Source organism: Alkalibaculum sporogenes (assembly GCF_009362815.1).
GTDB classification, from domain to species: domain Bacteria; phylum Bacillota; class Clostridia; order Eubacteriales; family Alkalibacteraceae; genus Alkalibaculum_A; species Alkalibaculum_A sporogenes.
Genome location: NZ_WHNX01000004.1, coordinates 54,168 through 72,624 on the forward strand (window position 1 = coordinate 54,168; position 18,457 = coordinate 72,624).

21 protein-coding genes and 1 tRNA gene are annotated in these 18,457 nt (G+C 31.1%); 20 read left to right on the forward strand and 2 right to left on the reverse strand.

Going from position 1 to position 18,457, the window contains the following annotated elements:
• The first annotated feature begins 9 nt into the window (after positions 1-9).
• The 13 genes from fliQ to GC105_RS03305 all read left to right on the forward strand — a co-directional run bounded on the left by fliQ (position 10) and on the right by GC105_RS03305 (position 11,870).
• Positions 10-276, forward strand: coding sequence for a flagellar biosynthesis protein FliQ (gene fliQ / locus GC105_RS03245; protein WP_152801643.1), 267 nt, complete (start codon positions 10-12; stop codon positions 274-276).
• 8 nt (positions 277-284) lie between these two features.
• Positions 285-1,040: a flagellar biosynthetic protein FliR gene (fliR, locus tag GC105_RS03250; RefSeq protein ID WP_152801645.1), complete on the forward strand. Its 756-nt coding sequence runs from the start codon at positions 285-287 to the stop codon at positions 1,038-1,040.
• 98 nt (positions 1,041-1,138) lie between these two features.
• The gene (flhB, locus tag GC105_RS03255) at positions 1,139-2,209 is read left to right on the forward strand and encodes a flagellar biosynthesis protein FlhB (protein WP_152801646.1); all 1,071 of its coding nucleotides are present in this window, start codon (positions 1,139-1,141) and stop codon (positions 2,207-2,209) included.
• An 82-nt stretch (positions 2,210-2,291) separates the two neighbouring features.
• On the forward strand, positions 2,292-4,358 hold the full coding sequence (gene flhA, locus GC105_RS03260; RefSeq protein ID WP_152801649.1) for a flagellar biosynthesis protein FlhA: 2,067 nt from the start codon (positions 2,292-2,294) through the stop codon (positions 4,356-4,358).
• Positions 4,355-5,350, forward strand: coding sequence for a flagellar biosynthesis protein FlhF (locus GC105_RS03265; RefSeq protein WP_152801651.1), 996 nt, complete (start codon positions 4,355-4,357; stop codon positions 5,348-5,350). Before flhA ends, GC105_RS03265 begins: the two co-directional genes overlap by 4 nt.
• 1 nt (position 5,351) lies before the next feature.
• A complete protein-coding gene (locus GC105_RS03270; RefSeq protein ID WP_193708269.1) occupies positions 5,352-6,227 on the forward strand; it encodes a MinD/ParA family protein in 876 nt (291 codons plus the stop codon).
• Positions 6,228-6,233: 6 nt separating this feature from the next.
• Positions 6,234-6,893: a flagellar brake protein gene (locus GC105_RS03275; protein WP_152801655.1), complete on the forward strand. Its 660-nt coding sequence runs from the start codon at positions 6,234-6,236 to the stop codon at positions 6,891-6,893.
• Positions 6,894-6,905: 12 nt separating this feature from the next.
• The gene (locus GC105_RS03280) at positions 6,906-7,625 is read left to right on the forward strand and encodes a sigma-70 family RNA polymerase sigma factor (protein ID WP_152801657.1); all 720 of its coding nucleotides are present in this window, start codon (positions 6,906-6,908) and stop codon (positions 7,623-7,625) included.
• 3 nt (positions 7,626-7,628) lie between these two features.
• Positions 7,629-8,096 carry a hypothetical protein gene (locus GC105_RS03285; protein WP_152801659.1) on the forward strand — a complete coding sequence of 156 codons (468 nt, stop codon included), beginning with the start codon at positions 7,629-7,631 and terminating at the stop codon, positions 8,094-8,096.
• A gap of 173 nt (positions 8,097-8,269) precedes the next feature.
• Positions 8,270-9,025 carry a flagellar hook-basal body protein gene (locus tag GC105_RS03290; protein WP_152801661.1) on the forward strand — a complete coding sequence of 252 codons (756 nt, stop codon included), beginning with the start codon at positions 8,270-8,272 and terminating at the stop codon, positions 9,023-9,025.
• A 7-nt stretch (positions 9,026-9,032) separates the two neighbouring features.
• On the forward strand, positions 9,033-9,812 hold the full coding sequence (locus tag GC105_RS03295; RefSeq protein WP_152801663.1) for a flagellar hook-basal body protein: 780 nt from the start codon (positions 9,033-9,035) through the stop codon (positions 9,810-9,812).
• 280 nt (positions 9,813-10,092) lie between these two features.
• Positions 10,093-10,635 carry a bifunctional pyr operon transcriptional regulator/uracil phosphoribosyltransferase PyrR gene (pyrR, locus tag GC105_RS03300; protein ID WP_152801665.1) on the forward strand — a complete coding sequence of 181 codons (543 nt, stop codon included), beginning with the start codon at positions 10,093-10,095 and terminating at the stop codon, positions 10,633-10,635.
• Positions 10,632-11,870 (forward strand): uracil-xanthine permease family protein, encoded by a 1,239-nt coding sequence (locus tag GC105_RS03305; protein WP_152801667.1) that lies wholly within the window; start codon positions 10,632-10,634, stop codon positions 11,868-11,870. The genes pyrR and GC105_RS03305 overlap by 4 nt, the downstream gene beginning before the upstream one ends.
• Positions 11,871-11,987: 117 nt before the next feature.
• Here GC105_RS03305 and GC105_RS03310 read toward each other — a convergent pair whose 3' ends face one another.
• The gene (locus GC105_RS03310) at positions 11,988-12,185 is read right to left on the reverse strand and encodes a DUF1858 domain-containing protein (protein WP_152801669.1); all 198 of its coding nucleotides are present in this window, start codon (positions 12,183-12,185) and stop codon (positions 11,988-11,990) included.
• Positions 12,186-12,332: 147 nt separating this feature from the next.
• Here GC105_RS03310 and GC105_RS03315 point away from each other — a divergent pair, with 147 nt between their 5' ends.
• The 4 genes from GC105_RS03315 to coaE all read left to right on the forward strand — a co-directional run bounded on the left by GC105_RS03315 (position 12,333) and on the right by coaE (position 15,596).
• The gene (locus GC105_RS03315) at positions 12,333-12,599 is read left to right on the forward strand and encodes an HPr family phosphocarrier protein (protein ID WP_152801671.1); all 267 of its coding nucleotides are present in this window, start codon (positions 12,333-12,335) and stop codon (positions 12,597-12,599) included.
• Positions 12,600-13,269: 670 nt separating this feature from the next.
• Complete coding sequence (locus tag GC105_RS03320; RefSeq protein WP_152801673.1) at positions 13,270-13,440, forward strand: DUF896 domain-containing protein; 171 nt, start codon at positions 13,270-13,272, stop codon at positions 13,438-13,440.
• A 99-nt stretch (positions 13,441-13,539) separates the two neighbouring features.
• Positions 13,540-14,967 (forward strand): aminopeptidase, encoded by a 1,428-nt coding sequence (locus GC105_RS03325; protein WP_152801675.1) that lies wholly within the window; start codon positions 13,540-13,542, stop codon positions 14,965-14,967.
• 26 nt (positions 14,968-14,993) lie between these two features.
• Positions 14,994-15,596: a dephospho-CoA kinase gene (coaE, locus tag GC105_RS03330; RefSeq protein WP_152801677.1), complete on the forward strand. Its 603-nt coding sequence runs from the start codon at positions 14,994-14,996 to the stop codon at positions 15,594-15,596.
• Between the two features lie 207 nt (positions 15,597-15,803).
• Here coaE and GC105_RS03335 read toward each other — a convergent pair.
• A tRNA-Leu gene (locus tag GC105_RS03335) sits at positions 15,804-15,890 on the reverse strand.
• A 361-nt stretch (positions 15,891-16,251) separates the two neighbouring features.
• Here GC105_RS03335 and lipB point away from each other — a divergent pair.
• The 3 genes from lipB (at position 16,252) to GC105_RS03350 (ending at position 18,432) form a co-directional block, all read left to right on the forward strand.
• Positions 16,252-16,950, forward strand: a complete 699-nt coding sequence (gene lipB, locus GC105_RS03340) for a lipoyl(octanoyl) transferase LipB (RefSeq protein ID WP_152801679.1) — start codon at positions 16,252-16,254, stop codon at positions 16,948-16,950.
• Positions 16,943-17,806, forward strand: coding sequence for a lipoyl synthase (gene lipA, locus GC105_RS03345; protein WP_152801681.1), 864 nt, complete (start codon positions 16,943-16,945; stop codon positions 17,804-17,806). Before lipB ends, lipA begins: the two co-directional genes overlap by 8 nt.
• Before the next feature lie 185 nt (positions 17,807-17,991).
• Positions 17,992-18,432, forward strand: coding sequence for an ATP-binding protein (locus GC105_RS03350; RefSeq protein WP_343029939.1), 441 nt, complete (start codon positions 17,992-17,994; stop codon positions 18,430-18,432).
• Positions 18,433-18,457: the final 25 nt, after the last annotated feature.

The following is an 18,457-nucleotide window of genomic DNA, read 5'->3' on the forward strand; positions in this document are numbered from 1 at the left end:
GGTGATTTTATGACACAGGTAATTATGTTAGATATAATGAGAAATGCACTAATGACTATCATGAAAGTATCAGGTCCTATTCTTATAGTAGCTTTAGTAGTAGGTTTGACTATTAGTATATTGCAAGCTACTACACAAGTGCAGGAACAAACCTTAAGTTTTGTACCAAAGGTTGCAGCAGTAATGTTTGCACTTATTATATTTGGGAGTTTTATGATAAACTCATTAATCACATTTACTAACCAGTTATATCAATTGATACCTACACTAAGATAGGAGAAGTTATGATTATTGACTTGCAAAAATTTATTCTCATTCTTGTTAGGATCACTGCTTTCTTTGTAAGTTGCCCTGGTTTTTCATTTAAGGGTATACCAAATACGTTTAAGATTGCATTATCTGTTAGCGTAGCTATGATGATATACCTTGTTACACCAGAAATAGAAGTGATTGATCAAATACTATATTTTGCTATTTTAGTAATAAAAGAAGCACTTTTTGGTCTGGCAATAGGGTATGTTACGAAATTATTATTTGCTACTATGGAAATTGCAGGTCAATTTGTAGATTTTCAAGTCGGGTTTTCTATGGCTTCTGTTTTTGACCCTAGTATGGGAACTAATGCATCAAATTATGGAAGGTTATATTACTGGCTATCTATTAGCATATTTTTCATATTAAATATACATCAGAGGTTGATTATTACATTAATAGAATCTTTTACATACATTCCTATAACAACTGTTCAATTTAACGGAATAGGAATAGAAAGCGTAATAATACTGTTCGGGCGAGTATTCGAATTAGCATTCAATGTTGCTGCTCCCATGATTATAGTCGTATTAGTAACAGATATTGTACTAGGGATAATATCTAGAACAGTGCCTCAAATAAACGTTTTAATGCTAGGAATGCCGTTAAAAGCAATGGTAGGTTTTTTTGCTACAATGATTATTTTATCTTGGTTAATTAATTCTTTCGGAACCATTCTTGAGATGACTCCAGGATACATGGAAAGAATTATGTCACTTTTTAGTTAAATAAGAAGAAGCTCCTAATAAAGCAAATGGCAATTCATAAACCGCAATATATTAATAACTAGTAATTAGTAATTCAACACCAAAAAAGGGGGATAGTTATGGCTGATAAGGCAAGCAGAACAGAAGAACCAACCCCCAAAAAACTCAGAGATGCAAAGAAAAAAGGACAGGTAGCAAAAAGTGCAGATTTAAATGCATCAGCATCATTTTTTTTATTTGTACTGCTTACAGGTGTACTTAGCCCCTTTATACTAAATAATGGAATAATATTTTTAAGAAATTCTCTTTCTATAGACTACTCCACAAATATAAGTGGAGAAAATGTTGGCGCCATGTTACTTAACGGAATACTTACCTTTGGATACATAATATTACCATTTGCCATTATTGCAGTGATAATGGGTATAGCTATTAATTTAGTGCAAGTTGGTTTTCTATTTACAGTTCACCCTCTTAAGCCAGATATTAAAAAGTTAAATCCTATTGAAGGTTTTAAAAATATATTTTCTGGGAAATCATTGTTTACTTTAGTGAAAAATGTATTGAAATTAACTTTAGTATTTTATATGACCTACCGCAATCTAACTGATTCTATTGTACGAATTATAAATGCGGGGGATATAGGTACACCAAAGCTGTTTCAATTTATTATGGATTTAGTGAAAGACCTGAGTATAAACATTGCTATAGTAATGCTGGCGCTAGCAGTAGTAGATTACGTGTTTCAAAGAAGAGATCATAAAAAAAAGTTAAAAATGTCAAAACAAGATATTAAAGATGAGTTTAAGGAGATGGAAGGGAACCCCGAGATGAAAGCCGCTAGACAACAAAGACAGAGGCAAATAGCTATGGGTAGAATGATGGCTAGTATTCCAACTTCCACAGTAGTAATAACGAACCCGACTCACATTGCAGTAGTTTTACAATATAATAGTGAAAGTGACAAAGCCCCTCTATTAACAGCAAAAGGTGCAGACTATATAGCTGAAAAAATTAAAGATATTGCTAAAGAAAATAATATACCTATAATGGAAAGTAAGGCTCTAGCAAGAAATATGTATAGCAAAGTAGAAGTAGGAGATTATGTTCCAGTAGAACTATATAAAGCTATAGCCGAAATCTTAGCAATCGTATATCAAATTAAGGAAAAAAATAAACACAAAATTTAATTTAATCTTAGCTATCGACACTTAATATTATCATGAATTTACAACCTAAGAACTTACAACTAAAATGCTGAGGAGATACTGTATGCCGGTAATTAAAAAAGCAATTGACACTCTAACAAGATATGTAGAAGTAATCATGGCCTTTTGCGTCATTGGTATTATAACTATTATTATCATTCCAATTCCTAGTGGGTTATTGGATTTTCTACTGATTATAAATATCACATTAGGGGTAGTTATTTTACTATTAACGCTTTCTACGAAAAATGTGTTGGAGTTTTCTACTTTTCCTACGTTATTATTAATAGCTACTATGTTTCGATTAGGCTTAAACATATCTTCTACAAGGTTAATTCTTAGCAGGGGTAATGCTGGGGATGTAATTGACGCTTTTGCTAATTTTGTAACAGGTAATAATTATATTGTAGGTGCAGTAATATTCATTATTATTGTCATTGTGCAAATGGTGGTAGTAACAAGTGGAGCAAGTAGGGTGTCAGAGGTTTCTGCAAGGTTTACATTAGATGCCATGCCTGGAAAACAAATGGCAATAGATGCTGATCTAAATTCCGGAATGATAGATGAACAAGTAGCAAAAAAACGAAGGGTAGATCTACAGAGAGAAGCAAGTTTTTATGGTGCAATGGATGGTGCAAGCAAATTTGTTAAGGGAGATGCTATTGCAGGGATTATTATCACAATTATAAATTTACTAGGTGGAATATTAATATTTTCTATGCAAAACGATATGGGTGCATTGGAAGCACTTGATGTATTTGGAAAATTAACTATTGGAGATGGTCTAGTTAGCCAGATACCTGCATTATTGATTTCCATAGCCTCTGGTATCCTTGTCACAAGATCTGATGATGGGCAAACTTTTGGAAAGTCTGTTACAAAAGAATTGCTTGGAGTGTCAAAAGTTATTATGGTTACTGCAGTAGTATTACTTATCATGGCACTAGTACCTGCATTTCCAACTACACCATTTTTAATAGTATCTTTAATTTTGGGATGTAGTGCTTATCTACTCATGGAAAACGAAAAAGCAGAGACTCAATTAGCAGGTAATATATCAGAAGTTATTGAAGATAATAAGGATAAAGAAGAAAATATTGTTACCACTTTTCAAGTGGAACCTATTTCTTTAGAAATTGGTTATGCACTTATTCCTCTAGTTGATGAAGGTAATGACGAGAATCTGATAAACCATATTACGGCTATACGTAGACAATGTGCTATGGAACTTGGCATTGTTGTAAATCCTATTCGAATACGCGACAATTTACAACTTGGGCCTAATGATTATCTCATTAAAATTAAAGGAAATACAATTGCTAGTGGGAAAATTTATATTAATAGATATTTGGTAATAGATCCTGGAAACACTGACTTTGATTTAGATGGAATATCCACTAAAGAGCCTTCGTTTGGATTAGATGCAATCTGGATAGAAGAAAAAGATAAAGAAAAGGCTGATTTAAATGGTTATACTATAGTAGAGCCAGTAACAGTTCTAGTAACTCACTTAAAAGAGATTATTAAGAATAATAGTAGTGATTTATTAGGACGCCAAGAAGTAAAACAGTTGTTAGAAAGTACCAAAGAAAAGTATAATGTTGTAGTAGATGAATTAATACCTGACATTCTATCATTAGGAGAAGTTCAAAAAGTACTTCAAAACCTACTTAAAGAAAATGTGCCAATATATGATTTAGTTACTATACTAGAAGTGTTGGCCGATAATGGAATGTTAACAAAAGATATTGAAATCTTGACCGAACATGTAAGACATGCATTGAAAAGGACTATCGTAAAGAAGTATCTAAACTCTGAAGGTGTTCTTATGGTGATGACTATTCATCCTGACTTAGAAGAACTTATTGGTGGTAATATTCAAAAATCCTTATCAGGATCGATACCTGTTTTAGAACCTAATGTGATTACTAAAGTTTTTGACAGTATAAAGAATGCAAATGATGGCTTGATTACTAAGGGAATTGAACCGGTTATATTGTCACCACCTAAGATAAGAGTAGCTCTAAAAAACTTAATCTCATTTACATTTCCAAGTTTACCTGTATTATCATTAAATGAAATACCAAATGATATTGAAATAGAGGCAGTGGGGCTGGTAGATAAAATATGATAGTAAAAAAATACATAGTAGACAATATGAAAGAAGCTATTATTAGGGCGAAATATGAGCTTGGTAAAGAAGCTGTAATAATAAGTCATCGCATAATAAAAGTTGGTAAGTGGTATAAACCTTTTAAAAAGGAAAAATTAGAGGTCACCGTTGCACTTGAGGAAAATACTTATTATAACAAAAGAGTACTTAATAATATAGGAAGTATTGAAGAGGTTGATCCTTTAAAACAAGCTATTGGAAAAGATGAGATTTATAAAAATGTAAGTAAAGAGACACAAGAGCAATTGCTCAAGTATTGTAAAATGAAAGCTAAAGATAATTATCATCTATCTCCCGAAGAAATGAAGGCTTTTATTGAGTCTAGTTTTAAAGCAAATTGCTTTGCCGAAAAAGTTGATCTATCTAGAGTAAATGTGTTAATTGGTCCCACTGGTGTTGGCAAGACAACTACAATTGCTAAAATTGCTGCAAAAGAATTTTTAATTAACAAGAAAAAAGTGGGATTAATTACCATGGACACCTATAGAATTGGTGCTGTAGAACAGTTAAAAACCTATGCTAGTATATTAGGCTTACCATGTGAAATAGTCACAGAACCAGGTGAAATGGAGAACAAAATAAATAAATTGAGTTATTGTGATATAGTATTAATAGATACTTTAGGTGCAAGTCAAAAAAATAAAGAAAAGCTAGACGATATCGAACAATATTTAAATAATATTAGAGAAAAGTTAAATGTGTATTTAGTACTTAGTATTTCAACTGATAGAGAAACCACAATATCTATATTAGAAAAATATAAACAATTTAATTATGATGCTATAATATTAACAAAGTTTGATGAAGTTGATAGCTTTTCAAATATTTGGAATATAATCGAGAATAATTCTTATCCAATTCAGTACATTTGCTATGGACAAGATGTCCCTGATGATATTCAAGAAGCTACCTTAGAAAATTTATTAGGATATTATGAGGTGGAGTATTAGGATGATTGATCAAGCAGGGAAACTTAGAAGAATGGTCGAGGATCATAACAAAACTGGAGAAGAGAGAGAAAAACATCAAATTAAGATTTATTCTGTTGTTAGTGGTAAAGGGGGAGTAGGAAAGACAAATTTAACTATTAATTTAGCTATTAAGTTTCAGCAAATGGGTAAAAAAGTATTAATTTTAGATGCAGATATAGGCATGTCAAATGTAAACATAATGTTTGGGGTAGAGACACATCTAACTTTGTTTAATCTGTTGCGAGATAATGCTACACTAACAGATATTATAGTAAAGTGCCCTGAAGGTGTAGACTTAATCTCAGGTGGTGCTGATTTGCTTAACTTAGAAGACTTAAATTATACAAAACAGCAACAAATTATAGAATTATTGAGTGAATTAGGTGCTTACGACATATTGCTTATTGATAATGGAGCTGGTATTAGCAAACATTCTTTAACATTTTCAATTTTTGCACATGAGTTAATTTTAATTACAACACCCGAACCAACAGCTATAACAGATGCATATAGAGTTTTAAAAGCGATTTCCACTTATAAAGTTAAAGATAAAGTGAAAGTAATTATTAATGAGATAAATGAGCTTTCTTATGGAGAACAAACTTTTAGTAAACTGCTGAAAACCTCAGAACAATTTTTAGATTTAAATTTAGAAAAATTGGGATTTATATTTAATGACATAAGAGTAAGCAAAGCAATAATGGAGCAAAAACCAGTTGTTTTAAGGTACCCAGATTCTTTGGCTAGTAAAAATATTTCTCAAATAAGTAAAAATATACTTGAAGATAAAAACTATAGCTGTGACATATCAAACTTCAAACAATTAACTAATAGAATAATAAAAATTTTTGGGTGATAAAATATGAGCTTGTTCGATTTAAATAGTAAAATAGAGTTAATAACAAAAGATGAAAAAAAGACTGCAGGATTGATTCAAGATATAGTAGATAATAAGATATACGTTACTATACCTTCAGATAATAAAGAACTTATAATTCTACATCTAGGAGAACAGCTAAAAGGTTTTGTTTATGAGAAACAAAAGTTGATAGCTTTTGATGCTATTATAACTGACAGAATTAATGCAGATATTCCTACATATGAACTATCATCTCTAACCAATTTTATTGCATTGCAAAGAAGAGAAGATGTAAGAATTCCTTGTAGCATTCCAGTTTATTATACTAAAAATGAATTTTTATATAGTATAAGTGATGTAGAAAAAAATATAGACAATATATGGAAGTATGTAGATAGAGGAGTAGTATCTGATTTAAGTGCTGGTGGATTAAGGTTTTCATGTGTTGAGGATTCAAGTGTTGGACAAAATATGCTGTTGTTGTTCGAATTAGATAGCGTAACTATTATTGTAAAAGGTTCAATAGTTTATAAGGAATTAAACGTAGCAACAAATAAAACTACATACATATATGGTGTTAAATTTCAAGATATAAGCGAATCAAAGAGAGAACAGATTATTAACCATATTTTTGTTTTGATGAGAAAAAATAGACTAAAGTAAAAGGAGTATCTCATGTCTTACCCACAAAGTGATCAAGATAGTTTAATTATTAAATATTTGCCGCTAGTGAAAAGAGTGGTAGGCAGGATCGAAGTAAAGGATAGCGAATATGAGAAAGAAGATTTATTAAGTGTAGGAGTTATGGGCTTGATGGATGCTATTAAGAAATATGACAATAAAAAGCAAGTCCCATTTGAAGCATACGCAACTTTACGAATAAGAGGTACTGTCATTGATGAATTAAGAAAATCTGGACGAGTATCTAGAGATAAAATTGCTAAATTAAATCAATACTATAGTGCAAAAGAAGATTTAGAAAAGAGATTAGTGAGAACTCCTGATGAATCAGAAATATGTGAAGAATTAGGAATTGGAGATAAAGAGCTGTATAAACTTCACGAAACAGTACATTATTTATCTAAGATATCGTTAGAATCTGCAGTTTACTCAAAGAATGGTGACGATATTCAGTTAATTGACATGGTTGAAGATAATAATACTTTTTCTCCAGAGGAGCAATATGTTAAAAATGAAGAGAAAGAAGTATTATCTATGGCAATAAGTAAGTTGAAAGATAGAGAACGAATTATTCTTAACTTATACTACGTAGAAGAATTACCGCTCAAAGATATTGCCTATATATTAGATATTTCTATACCAAGAGTTTCGCAGATTCATGGTAAAGTTTTAATAAAGTTGCGTCAAATAATTAAGCCTATGTTGGAGGAATAATTTATGTTTTATATATTATGTGCAATAGGTGTAATATTAATAGTGATAGGAATATATAAAGAGAACAATAAAATAACTGGTTCTGTTATACAAGATGCTGAAAATGACATCAATTCACAAGAGTTTAATGAATTGAAAATAAGGATGACTAATATAGAAAATATTTTGTCTTATGATTTTCCTGAAATATTAAAAGAGGAACAAATAATAGACAATATAGATATAAGCGATGGTGCTATATCGTATGAAAGCGTCGCTAAAGTAGTTAATGAAAACATAAGCAAAATGGATTTTACACCAAATGAAATAGATGAAGATGCAATTCCCTCTACCCTTGGAATTGAAAAGTTTAATTTATTATCTCAATATGAAAAGGAAGACTATTCTATTGAAGAAATATGCACACTTTTAAATATGAATAAAGGGGAGGTATTACTATTAAAAAGTTTATACAAATATTATCAACCATAAAATGTAATTACTTAGTAGCTTTAGGAACTGGAATACTTATTTCTGCAATACTAATGAACCTGAGTTACTCTTCTAGATCACAACTACATATAGAGACAGAGGCAAGAAAATTAGGGATGGTATATACATCAGAAATAAAGGCGATAACTACCGAGCCATAAGGAGAGAATACAATGATTAGAAGCTTATACACTGTTAATCGCAATATGAATATACTTCAAAAGAAACAAGAGAACAATAGTGCTAATATCGCTAATGTCAATACACCTGGGTATAAATTTCAAGATATTGTTCAAAGTACTCTTGAACCTAGTGTAATGGTCAATTACGCTGGTGGTCGAGAGATGAACCAAAGGAGACAGCTAGGCGACTTTGTATTTGGTAATCAAATTGATGAAGTCTATAGAAATTTTGAACAAGGGAATTTATCTCAGAGTGATAGGGATACAGATTTAGCTATAGTAGGAAATGGTTTTTTTACTGTTGAAATGAACAATGGACAAGTAGCATTTACGAGAAATGGAAACTTCAGAATAAATGATCAAAATGAGCTTGTAACAATGGAAGGATATCGTGTTATGGGAGTAAATGACAACGGACAGACAAGTTATATTACAGTCAATAATGATAATTTAAATGTCGATAATACTGGAAGAATTGCAGGGCAAAATTTAAGTATACTAATTTCAGATTTTGCTGACTATACTAATTTAAACAATATCGGTAGCACGTTATTTATAAGCGAACAAGGACAAAACATTATACAAGGCGAATTAAGGCAAGGGTATTTAGAAATGTCTAATGTAAAAGTTGCTGATGAGATGGTTAAAATGATTCAGATATCAAGAGAATTTGAATCAAATCAAAAATTACTACATACTGCAGATTCGACATTAAGTAAAGCAGTCAACGAAATAGGAAGGGTGTAGATACGCTATGTACAATATACTAAGTATTGGTAAGAGTGGAATGAATGCGACACAAAACAAAATGAATTCTATTTCAGATGATTTAGCAAATGCAAATACTATGGGTTACAAAAGTAAGATAGTGAATTTTCAAGAATTACTTGTCAATGAAATGTACGATAACGAAGTGTTAAAATCAAACAATGTAAATGTAGCAGTTATAAATGCAGGAACTAAAGGAAGTGAAATAACTAATAACTTTAATCAAGGTGGATTAATAACATCTACGGGAGAGTTTCATATGGCAATAGAAGGTAGTGGCTTCTTTGGTGTTCGTGATGCGGCTGGAAACCTAATGTTGACTAGAAATGGTGGATTTCATCTAAATGAGAATAATACTATTAGCGATGACAGTGGATATCCATTAGAAGTTGATTTAAACGTTCCTTATCAACAATGGGGAAATAGTAAAGTTGCAATTTCTACAAGTGGTGAAATAACGCAAGAAATGAATGGGGAGACAGTACTACTTGGTAGAGTAATATTATACAACCCAGATATTCTAGACTCATTAACTCCATTAGGAGAAGGTAGGTATATACCATCACCTAATGTAGAGCTGTTCAACTCAATAGACCAACCAAATTTATTTGGCAATATACAACAAAATTATTTAGAGTCTTCAAATGTAGAAATAGTAAAATCTATGGCAGAAATGATTATTACCCAAAGAGCTTATTCTATGAATGCAAAAACAATACAAAGTACAGATGAAATTATGCAAGTAATTAACAATATAAAACAGTAATAAGTAATTTACGCTCTTATAGATGAGTAGAGTAAGAGTATTTTTACTTTACTTGTATAAGAAAATATAGTAAACTATAAAAAGCAAAAGTATCCTTTAAATTTGCCCTGTGAGGCCGGTAAGGTTATATAATAAGATATTAAATCTGTATTCTTATACTTCTTACCTTAGGTGAGAAGTTTTTTTTTGTTAATAATCGAGATTGCTATGTTCAGCCACTAAGCTATAGTTATGGATTTTTTACAACAGCTTAAGAAATTAACTAAAAAGGGGTGAAGAAATGGAAAAAAGTATCGAACTAATGGATGAGAAAGAAATGAAAAGAGCGATTTCTAGGGTATCACACGAAATTATTGAAAAGAACAAAGGTGTTAAAGATATATTATTAATTGGTATAAAAACAAGAGGTGTTCCTTTAGCTCAAAGGATTGCGGATAATATTTATAAATTTGAAGGAGAAAAACCTGCATTAGATGTGCTTGATATAACTTATTATCGCGATGATTTAGAAAAAAAGACTGAACAACCTCATGTAAATAGCCTAATCAATGTATTTGTCAAGGATAAGATTGTAGTATTAATTGATGATGTAATTTATACAGGTAGAACTTGTAGAGCTGCCATAAATGCTGTTATGGATTATGGAAGACCGCAAAAAGTTCAATTAGCAGTAATGGTCGATAGGGGGCATAGAGAGTTGCCTATTCGTCCAGATTTTATTGGGAAAAACTTGCCTACTTCTAAGGATGAAATTATACATGTATTATTAGATGAAACTGATGGAAGAGATCAAGTGATATTAACTAGAGGAGGAAGAAAATGAATCAATTAACTAATAGTAAAAAAGCTTTATTAGGTTTTCAACATTTATTAGCTATGTTTGGAGCAACAGTATTAGTACCATTATTAACAGGTTTAGATACTTCAATAGCACTACTGTGTGCTGGCTTAGGTACATTGCTTTTTCATTATATTACAGGTGGAAAAGTTCCCGTTTTTCTAGGATCAAGTTTTGCATTTATAGGAGCAATTTCAATGACATTATCACAATATGGGATTGGTGTTGTCAAAGGTGGTATTATAGGTGCAGGTATTGTATATATAATTATGTCAGTAATAATTAAAGCATTTGGCCCTGAAAAAGTACGGTCATTTTTCCCTCCTATTGTAACAGGTCCTGTAATAATGGTGATAGGTTTAAGATTAAGTCCAGTTGCGATTAGTATGGCAGGCTATTCATATGATGCAGCGACAGGAGCTGGTAGTGTAGACACTAATTCAATAATTGTTGCCTCAATTGTTATAATTACAATGATTATTGTTTCAATATTTGCAAAAGGTTTCTTCAAACTTGTTCCTATTTTAATATCTGTAGTTGTAGGATACATAGCAGCATATGCTATGAACATGGTTGATTTCAGTGGAGTATCTGGAGCTGGTTGGTTAGGTTTTTCATCCTCTGCATTCGAGCAACTTACTACTATACCCCAGTTTACTTTAGCTGGACTCACAGCAATAGCTCCAATTGCTATGGTCATATTTATAGAACATTTTGGTGACATTACTACTAATGGTGCAGTTGTAGGAAAAGATTTCTTTAAAGATCCAGGTGTACATAAAACAATGCTAGGAGATGGTGTCGCAACGATTATTGCCGGTTTACTAGGTGGACCAGCAAACACTACATATAGTGAAAATACAGGTGTTCTAGCGGTAACAAAAGTTTATGATACTTCTGTACTTCGTATAGCAGCAGTATTTGCAGTTTGTTTAAGCTTAATAGGTAAATTTGGAGCACTTATAAATTCAATACCTTCAGCCGTTATGGGTGGAGTTAGTATTATATTATTTGGTATGATAGCTAGTGTTGGCGTAAGAACAATGGTAGATGCAAAGCTAGATTTTGCTCATAGTCGAAATCTAATTATATCATCACTAGTTTTAGTTACTGGAATAAGTATTGATAACATAATGTTGGGAACCCTATCTATTTCAGGTTTAGCAATATCCGCTTTTATCGGTGTAGTATTAAATAAGTTATTGCCAAAAGACATTTAGAAAGTAGCTTTATTAACATATAATTTATAACCATAATAAATATGATCAGAGAAAAATAAGAAAAACTCCATTTGAGTATAAAATGGAGTTTTTCTGTATATATGTTTTGTATTTCTCTTAGTCTAATATAGCTTCGTTAAGTGCTTTTAATAAAACCTCTGAATCTATACCATGTGCACCAGCACCTTCTTCAATGTTTTCAAATCTTGCAGCCATACAACCAAAACAGTGCATACCGAATTTTTCAAATACTTCAACAGTTTCAGGAAATTGAGTAACTGCGCTCATTATATCCATGTCTTTCGAAATTTTCATAAAGTTCACCTCCGTCTTTATCATATTACAACACAAGAAATATTTCTAGATATTTATGTAATATTTTAAGATATTTTTTGATATTTTCTTTCAAATTAAAGTATTTCAATGTATAATAAAAAGAAACACAGTAAGTGGGGTGATGTAATGGTTTACAAAAAAATTATAATAGGTAATAAATCTGGATTACATGCAAGACCTGCTTCTTTATTTGTTGAGTTAGCAAATAAATTTAAGAGTGAAATTTTCATTAAGAAAGAAAATACTACAGTGAATGCAAAGAGTATAATGGGTGTAATGACCTTAGGAGTACGCAAAGATACTGAAATTATAATAGAAGCAATTGGTTCAGATGAAGAAGAAGCCCTAGATGCATTGGTTAAGATAGTAGAAAAAAAATTCAATGAAGAATAATTTCTAAAAATATATTGTAAGTTTATGCTTTTAGGTTAACCTAAAGGCTTTTTTTTATAAGAACAAGTGTAAACGATGGTCCACCCTAAAAGGAGTTAAGAGTCGTAAAAATTGTTCCAAGTAAGCAGTATAAGATCCTTCGTCGCGAAGCTCCTCTGGATGACAGGGTTAATATGTGATGTGGCAATATCTTATTTGTTATAAAAGCAGATAACCAAGAGCGGTCGAAGCAATCTGCAAAGGATAAAGTAGTCAATAAATACTGCTACTCAAATATGATATAATATTCGAACCAGCAGATTGGCTCGCAGAAATCATAACATATTTCATGCTTGCATGAAAATATGAGATGAATTCTATGAGCAAGTGCAAACGACTGAGACCGCAAAGCGGTCGAAGCAATCTGCGAAGGATAAAGTAGTCAATAAATATTGCTACTTCAATATATGATATAATATTCGAACCAGCAGATTGGCTCGCAGAATTCAAGTCATTTCCCGTGCTTGCACGAGAAAATGAGATGAATTCTATGAGCAAGTGCCAACGACCGAAACCCCAAAGGGGTTGAGGATAATCTGCGAAGGATAAAGTAGTCAATAAATATTGCTACTTCAATATATGATATAATAAATACTAATAATAGTTATTTTTAAATACAAGGAGAATAATAATGATAAGTAAAGAAAAATTAGATAGAATTAATTTTCTAGCAAATAAGAAAAAAGAACAAGGGTTGACTGAGGAAGAACAAAAGGAACAGAAAATACTAAGAGAAGAATACTTGAAAAACTTTCGCAAGTCTTTTAGAAAACAACTAGATGATATAGAATTAGTAGACTAAGTGCTAGCCTATGCAGAAGTTTAGAACCAGTAATAGTATAAGGGATGATTTTTGTGTCGTCCCTTTGATACTGTGAATGAAATTATAGGAGGTTGAAAAATGTCGCAAAATAAAGATTTAGAAAATTTACTAGTCAAAAGATACGACAATGCATGGAGAAGATTACAAGATAACGAGAAAGATTTAGTATTCGATTTTGGTGAATCTTACAAGACCTACTTAGATAAATGTAAGACAGAAAGAGAATGTGCACTGTATTCTGTAAAATTAGCTGAAGAAAAGGGTTTTAAATCTATAGATTATTATATTTACAATGATATCAAAATTAAACATGGAGATAAAATATACGGTATATTTAAAGATAAAACAGTCGTATTATTTGTAATAGGAGAAGAAGATTTTAACAATGGGATGAATATTATCGGATCTCATGTAGATTGTCCACGTTTAGACTTAAAACAAGCGCCTCTCTATGAAGATACAGAACTAGCATTTTTTAAAACTCACTATTATGGAGGTATTAAAAAATACCAGTGGACTACAATACCCCTTGCATTACATGGAGTAGTTGTAAAGCAGGATGGCACAAAGATAAATATATGTATTGGAGAATTAGAAAATGAACCAATATTCTTTATTACTGATTTGTTACCCCATTTATCTAAAGAACAACTAGCAAAAAAACTTGATGATGCTATTACAGGAGAGAACTTAAATGTTATTGTTGGTAGTATTCCGCTATTAGATGAAGAAATTAAGGATAGTGTAAAGTTAAATATTTTAAAATGGTTACACGAAAAATATGAAATTTCAGAAGAGGATTTAGCTTCTGCTGAATTAGAAATTGTACCAGCTGGTAAAGCTCGTGATGTTGGATTTGATAAAGGTCTAATTGGTGCTTATGGTCATGATGATAGAGTTTGTGCATATAGCTCAATAGAAGCATTATTCGATATAAATAAGCCTAAGAAAACTTGTGTTGCAGTCTTAGCAGATAAAGAGGAAATAGGAAGTGTAGGAAATACTGGTATGACTTCTAAGTACTTTGAAAATGTACTCATGGAAATCATTCATCTTTCAGGAGTAAAGGATCGAGACCTTGTCATTAGAAGATGTCTTATGAACTCTAAGTTTTTATCAGCAGATGTAAATGCTGCAGTTGATCCAAATTATCCAAACACACATGACAAACTTAATGCTGCATATGTAGGAAAAGGATTAGTAGTAACTAAATATACTGGTTCTAGAGGTAAGGCTGGAAGTAATGACGCTAATGCAGAATTTATGGCAGAAGTAAGAAGAATATTTAATGAAAATGATATCTGTTGGCAAATGGGTGAATTGGGTAAAGTAGATGCCGGTGGTGGCGGAACAATAGCCTATATTCCAGCACAATATGGTATGGATGTTATAGATGTAGGGATAGCCTTATTAAGCATGCATGCTCCTTATGAGATTGCTAGTAAAGTTGATATTTATATGTCATATAAAGGATTTAAAGCTTTTTATAAAAGTGAAAATATGTAATAGTTCAATAGTTTGCGGGGGATATTATGAAAATTTATGGGCTTACAGGTGGTATTGCTACAGGAAAGAGTACAGTATCTACAATTTTAAATTCTGAACTTCATGTAAAGGTAATAGATGCTGATGTACTTGCTCGTAAGTCTGTTGAACCTGGTAGCATTGGTCTCGAAAAGATAGTTGGTGAATTTGGACGAGAACTATTACTTCCTGATAAAAGTTTAAATCGTAAAAAACTGGGAGATATTGTTTTTGGAAACCAAGAATTAATCAAAGTGTTAAATGGAATTGTTCATCCTGAAGTTGAATTACTATTTGAAGAACAAGTTCAAAAGTATAAAGAAAAAAGATATAGAGCTATCGTATACGATTGTCCTCTCTTGATAGAAGAAAAATTAATTCATAAAGTTGATCAAATTATATTAGTGGTTACTAGTGAGAAGCTTCAACTTGAAAGGTTAATGAATAGAAATAATCTTAGTAGAGAAGAAGCTGTAAAAAGAATATCGGCTCAAATGAAAATGGATGATAAAAGTTCTTTTGCTAATTATATTATATACAACGATGGAAACTATACAGAACTAAAAAATGCAGTGATTCATTTGTGGGAAGAAATAATTGATAAGAATTAATAAAAAAAATAAAAAAAGCTCAAAGAGCTTTATTGATTTTTGGTGCGAAGGAGGGGACTCGAAGTCGGCGCCCGACACGTATTATAGTTTTAGAATAGTTCATTAGAATATATTTATTTAGAAGTTTTATATGAGTTACTTGAAGGGGTTCTTCGCCCCCTCCTTTGCACAAAAAATAAAAAAAAGCTAAACAGCTTTTTATTTTTATGGTGCGAAGGAGGGGACTCGAACCCCTATGGATAATTATCCACATGCCCCTCAAGCATGCGCGTCTGCCAGTTTCGCCACCCTCGCATTTTCTTAAATAGCATATAAGTGTAAATATCACTTAAATTTTTGATCTAACATTTGACTTCCGCAGTTCAGATAAAAAAAGTCTGATACGAATATTCATTATAAACCTTAGTGGTACAAAATTCAACTATTTTCTATTATTATCATTTTGACTTTTTAAAAACTTAATAATCTATTAGATTATATAGGTTAAAATATTGGAATATTGAGAAGTTGATTATCAATTAATAAATAAAAACGATTTCATCAAAGATGTTCTCTTTCTATCCTTACATATTAAAAAATAAAGAGTATAATGTAATATGAGTAATATAGTTATGTATTTAGATTAAATATTTATATAATATAAGAGAGTGATAATATGAATATAAACATAGTGGATCTTGGAATAATGGATTATGGGGAAACTCTTATTATACAAGAGAGATTAAGAAAACTTCGAATTGAAAATAAAATTGAAGATACTTTACTTATTGTTGAACATTTACCTGTTCTTACATTAGGTTGTAGAGGAAAGAAGTCTAATATACTAGTAACAGATGAATTTCTTAAACAAAAGGGTATTAATGTAATTAACTTAAATCGTGGTGGTGACGTAACTTATCATGGTCCTGGTCAGATAGTAGGATATCCTATAATAAATCTAAAAAATTACAATAGAGATGTTAGAAATTTTGTTTGGAAATTAAAAGAAATATTTATTAGAATGCTAAGAGAGCAGTATAAAATTAATGTATCTGGTCTTGATGGTGAATATACAGGAGTATGGTTCGGTAATGATAAAATTGTTGCTATAGGTATAGCTATAAGTCGAATGGTTTCCATGCATGGATTTGCTTTTAATGTAAATACAAATTTAGAAGATTTTAGATGGATTAATCCATGTGGTTTTACAGATAAGGGAGTTACATCCCTAGAAAAGTTACTGGGACATTCTATGAATATGGATGAAGTAAAGCAGTTAACAATAAATTATTTTATTGAGCTATTTGAAGCAAACCAAATTTCATTATCACTAGAAGAGCTAAATAATATTTTGGAGGAAAATAACCATGGATGAAAAAAGGCCTGATTGGTTGAAGATAAAAGTAAATGTGAGTAAATCTCAGGAAGTGACAGATATGCTTAGGAGTTTAAGTTTAAATACTGTATGCGAACAAGCAAATTGCCCAAATAAAGTAGAGTGTTTTACAAAAAAGACAGCAACGTTTATGATACTTGGAAATAATTGTACTAGAAATTGTACCTTTTGTAATGTTGAAAAACTTACCCCTAGCCTTATAGATATAGAAGAACCCAAAAAAATTGCTTTAGCTATTAAAGATATGTCGATGAAACACGTTGTGATTACCTCTGTTACAAGGGATGATTTAGACGATGGTGGATCAAGTCATTTCGCGAAAGTTATTGATGAAATAAGAAAGTATAATAGCAGTGTTACTGTAGAAGTATTAATTCCAGATTTTCAAGGTGATGAAAAATCCTTACTAAATGTTATAAATCAGAAGCCAGAGATTATTAATCACAACGTAGAAACAGTTCCACGTTTATATTCAGAAGTAAGGCCTATGGCTATTTACCAAAGATCTTTAGAATTATTAGATAGAGTAAAGAAACACGATAAAAGCATTATTACAAAATCAGGTATTATGTTAGGCTTAGGTGAAGAACATTATGAAGTAATACGTATATTCCAGGATTTGAGAGATGTTAATTGTGATGTCTTAACAATTGGTCAATACCTTGCTCCATCTAAAACACATCATCCAGTAATTGATTATATTCACCCGAATGCTTTTGATGAGTATAAAGCTGAAGCCTTAGAACTAGGATTTAAATATGTTGCATCATCGCCATTTGTTAGAAGTTCATATAATGCGTTTGAGGCAATGAATATCCTAAATGAAACTCTATAGATTAAAGAAGAATAATTTGGTTACTTTTTTATTTCCATAGCACATATTAATATCTAATGTATTAGTCTCTAATTTGCTAATTGATGTTCTTGTATATACAAGTTTGACTATATTTAAACTATTCTTGAAAAACTAGCGTGCTTAATATAAAATTGTATTATACAGGGATTAGGAGGTGGATAAGAGTGATCATCAATATACATAAGACGTCCTATGAAGTAGCTAGCAGAGATTTTATTAGATCAGGAGATGCTTCAAAGTCTATTAAAAAAACTCTTAATCAGATGGGATTTGCCAGTCAGTTGGTAAGAAAAGTATGTATAGCCACATATGAAGCAGAAATGAATATAGCTATACATTCACATGGTGGAGAGATTATACTTATAGTAGACGACTATACAATAGCAATTCAAATTATAGATAGAGGTCCTGGAATAGCAAATATAGAACAAGCTATGAAAGCAGGTTACTCTACTGCTACAAATGAAATGATAGAAATGGGTTTTGGTGCAGGAATGGGATTTTACAATATGCAAAAATGTGCAAACGTTTTCAAATTGGAATCTAAAAAAAATGAAGGAACAAAAATAGATATGATATTTTATATAGAATGCAATGAAGATTAATTACTAGTTAAAGTTCAACAAATTA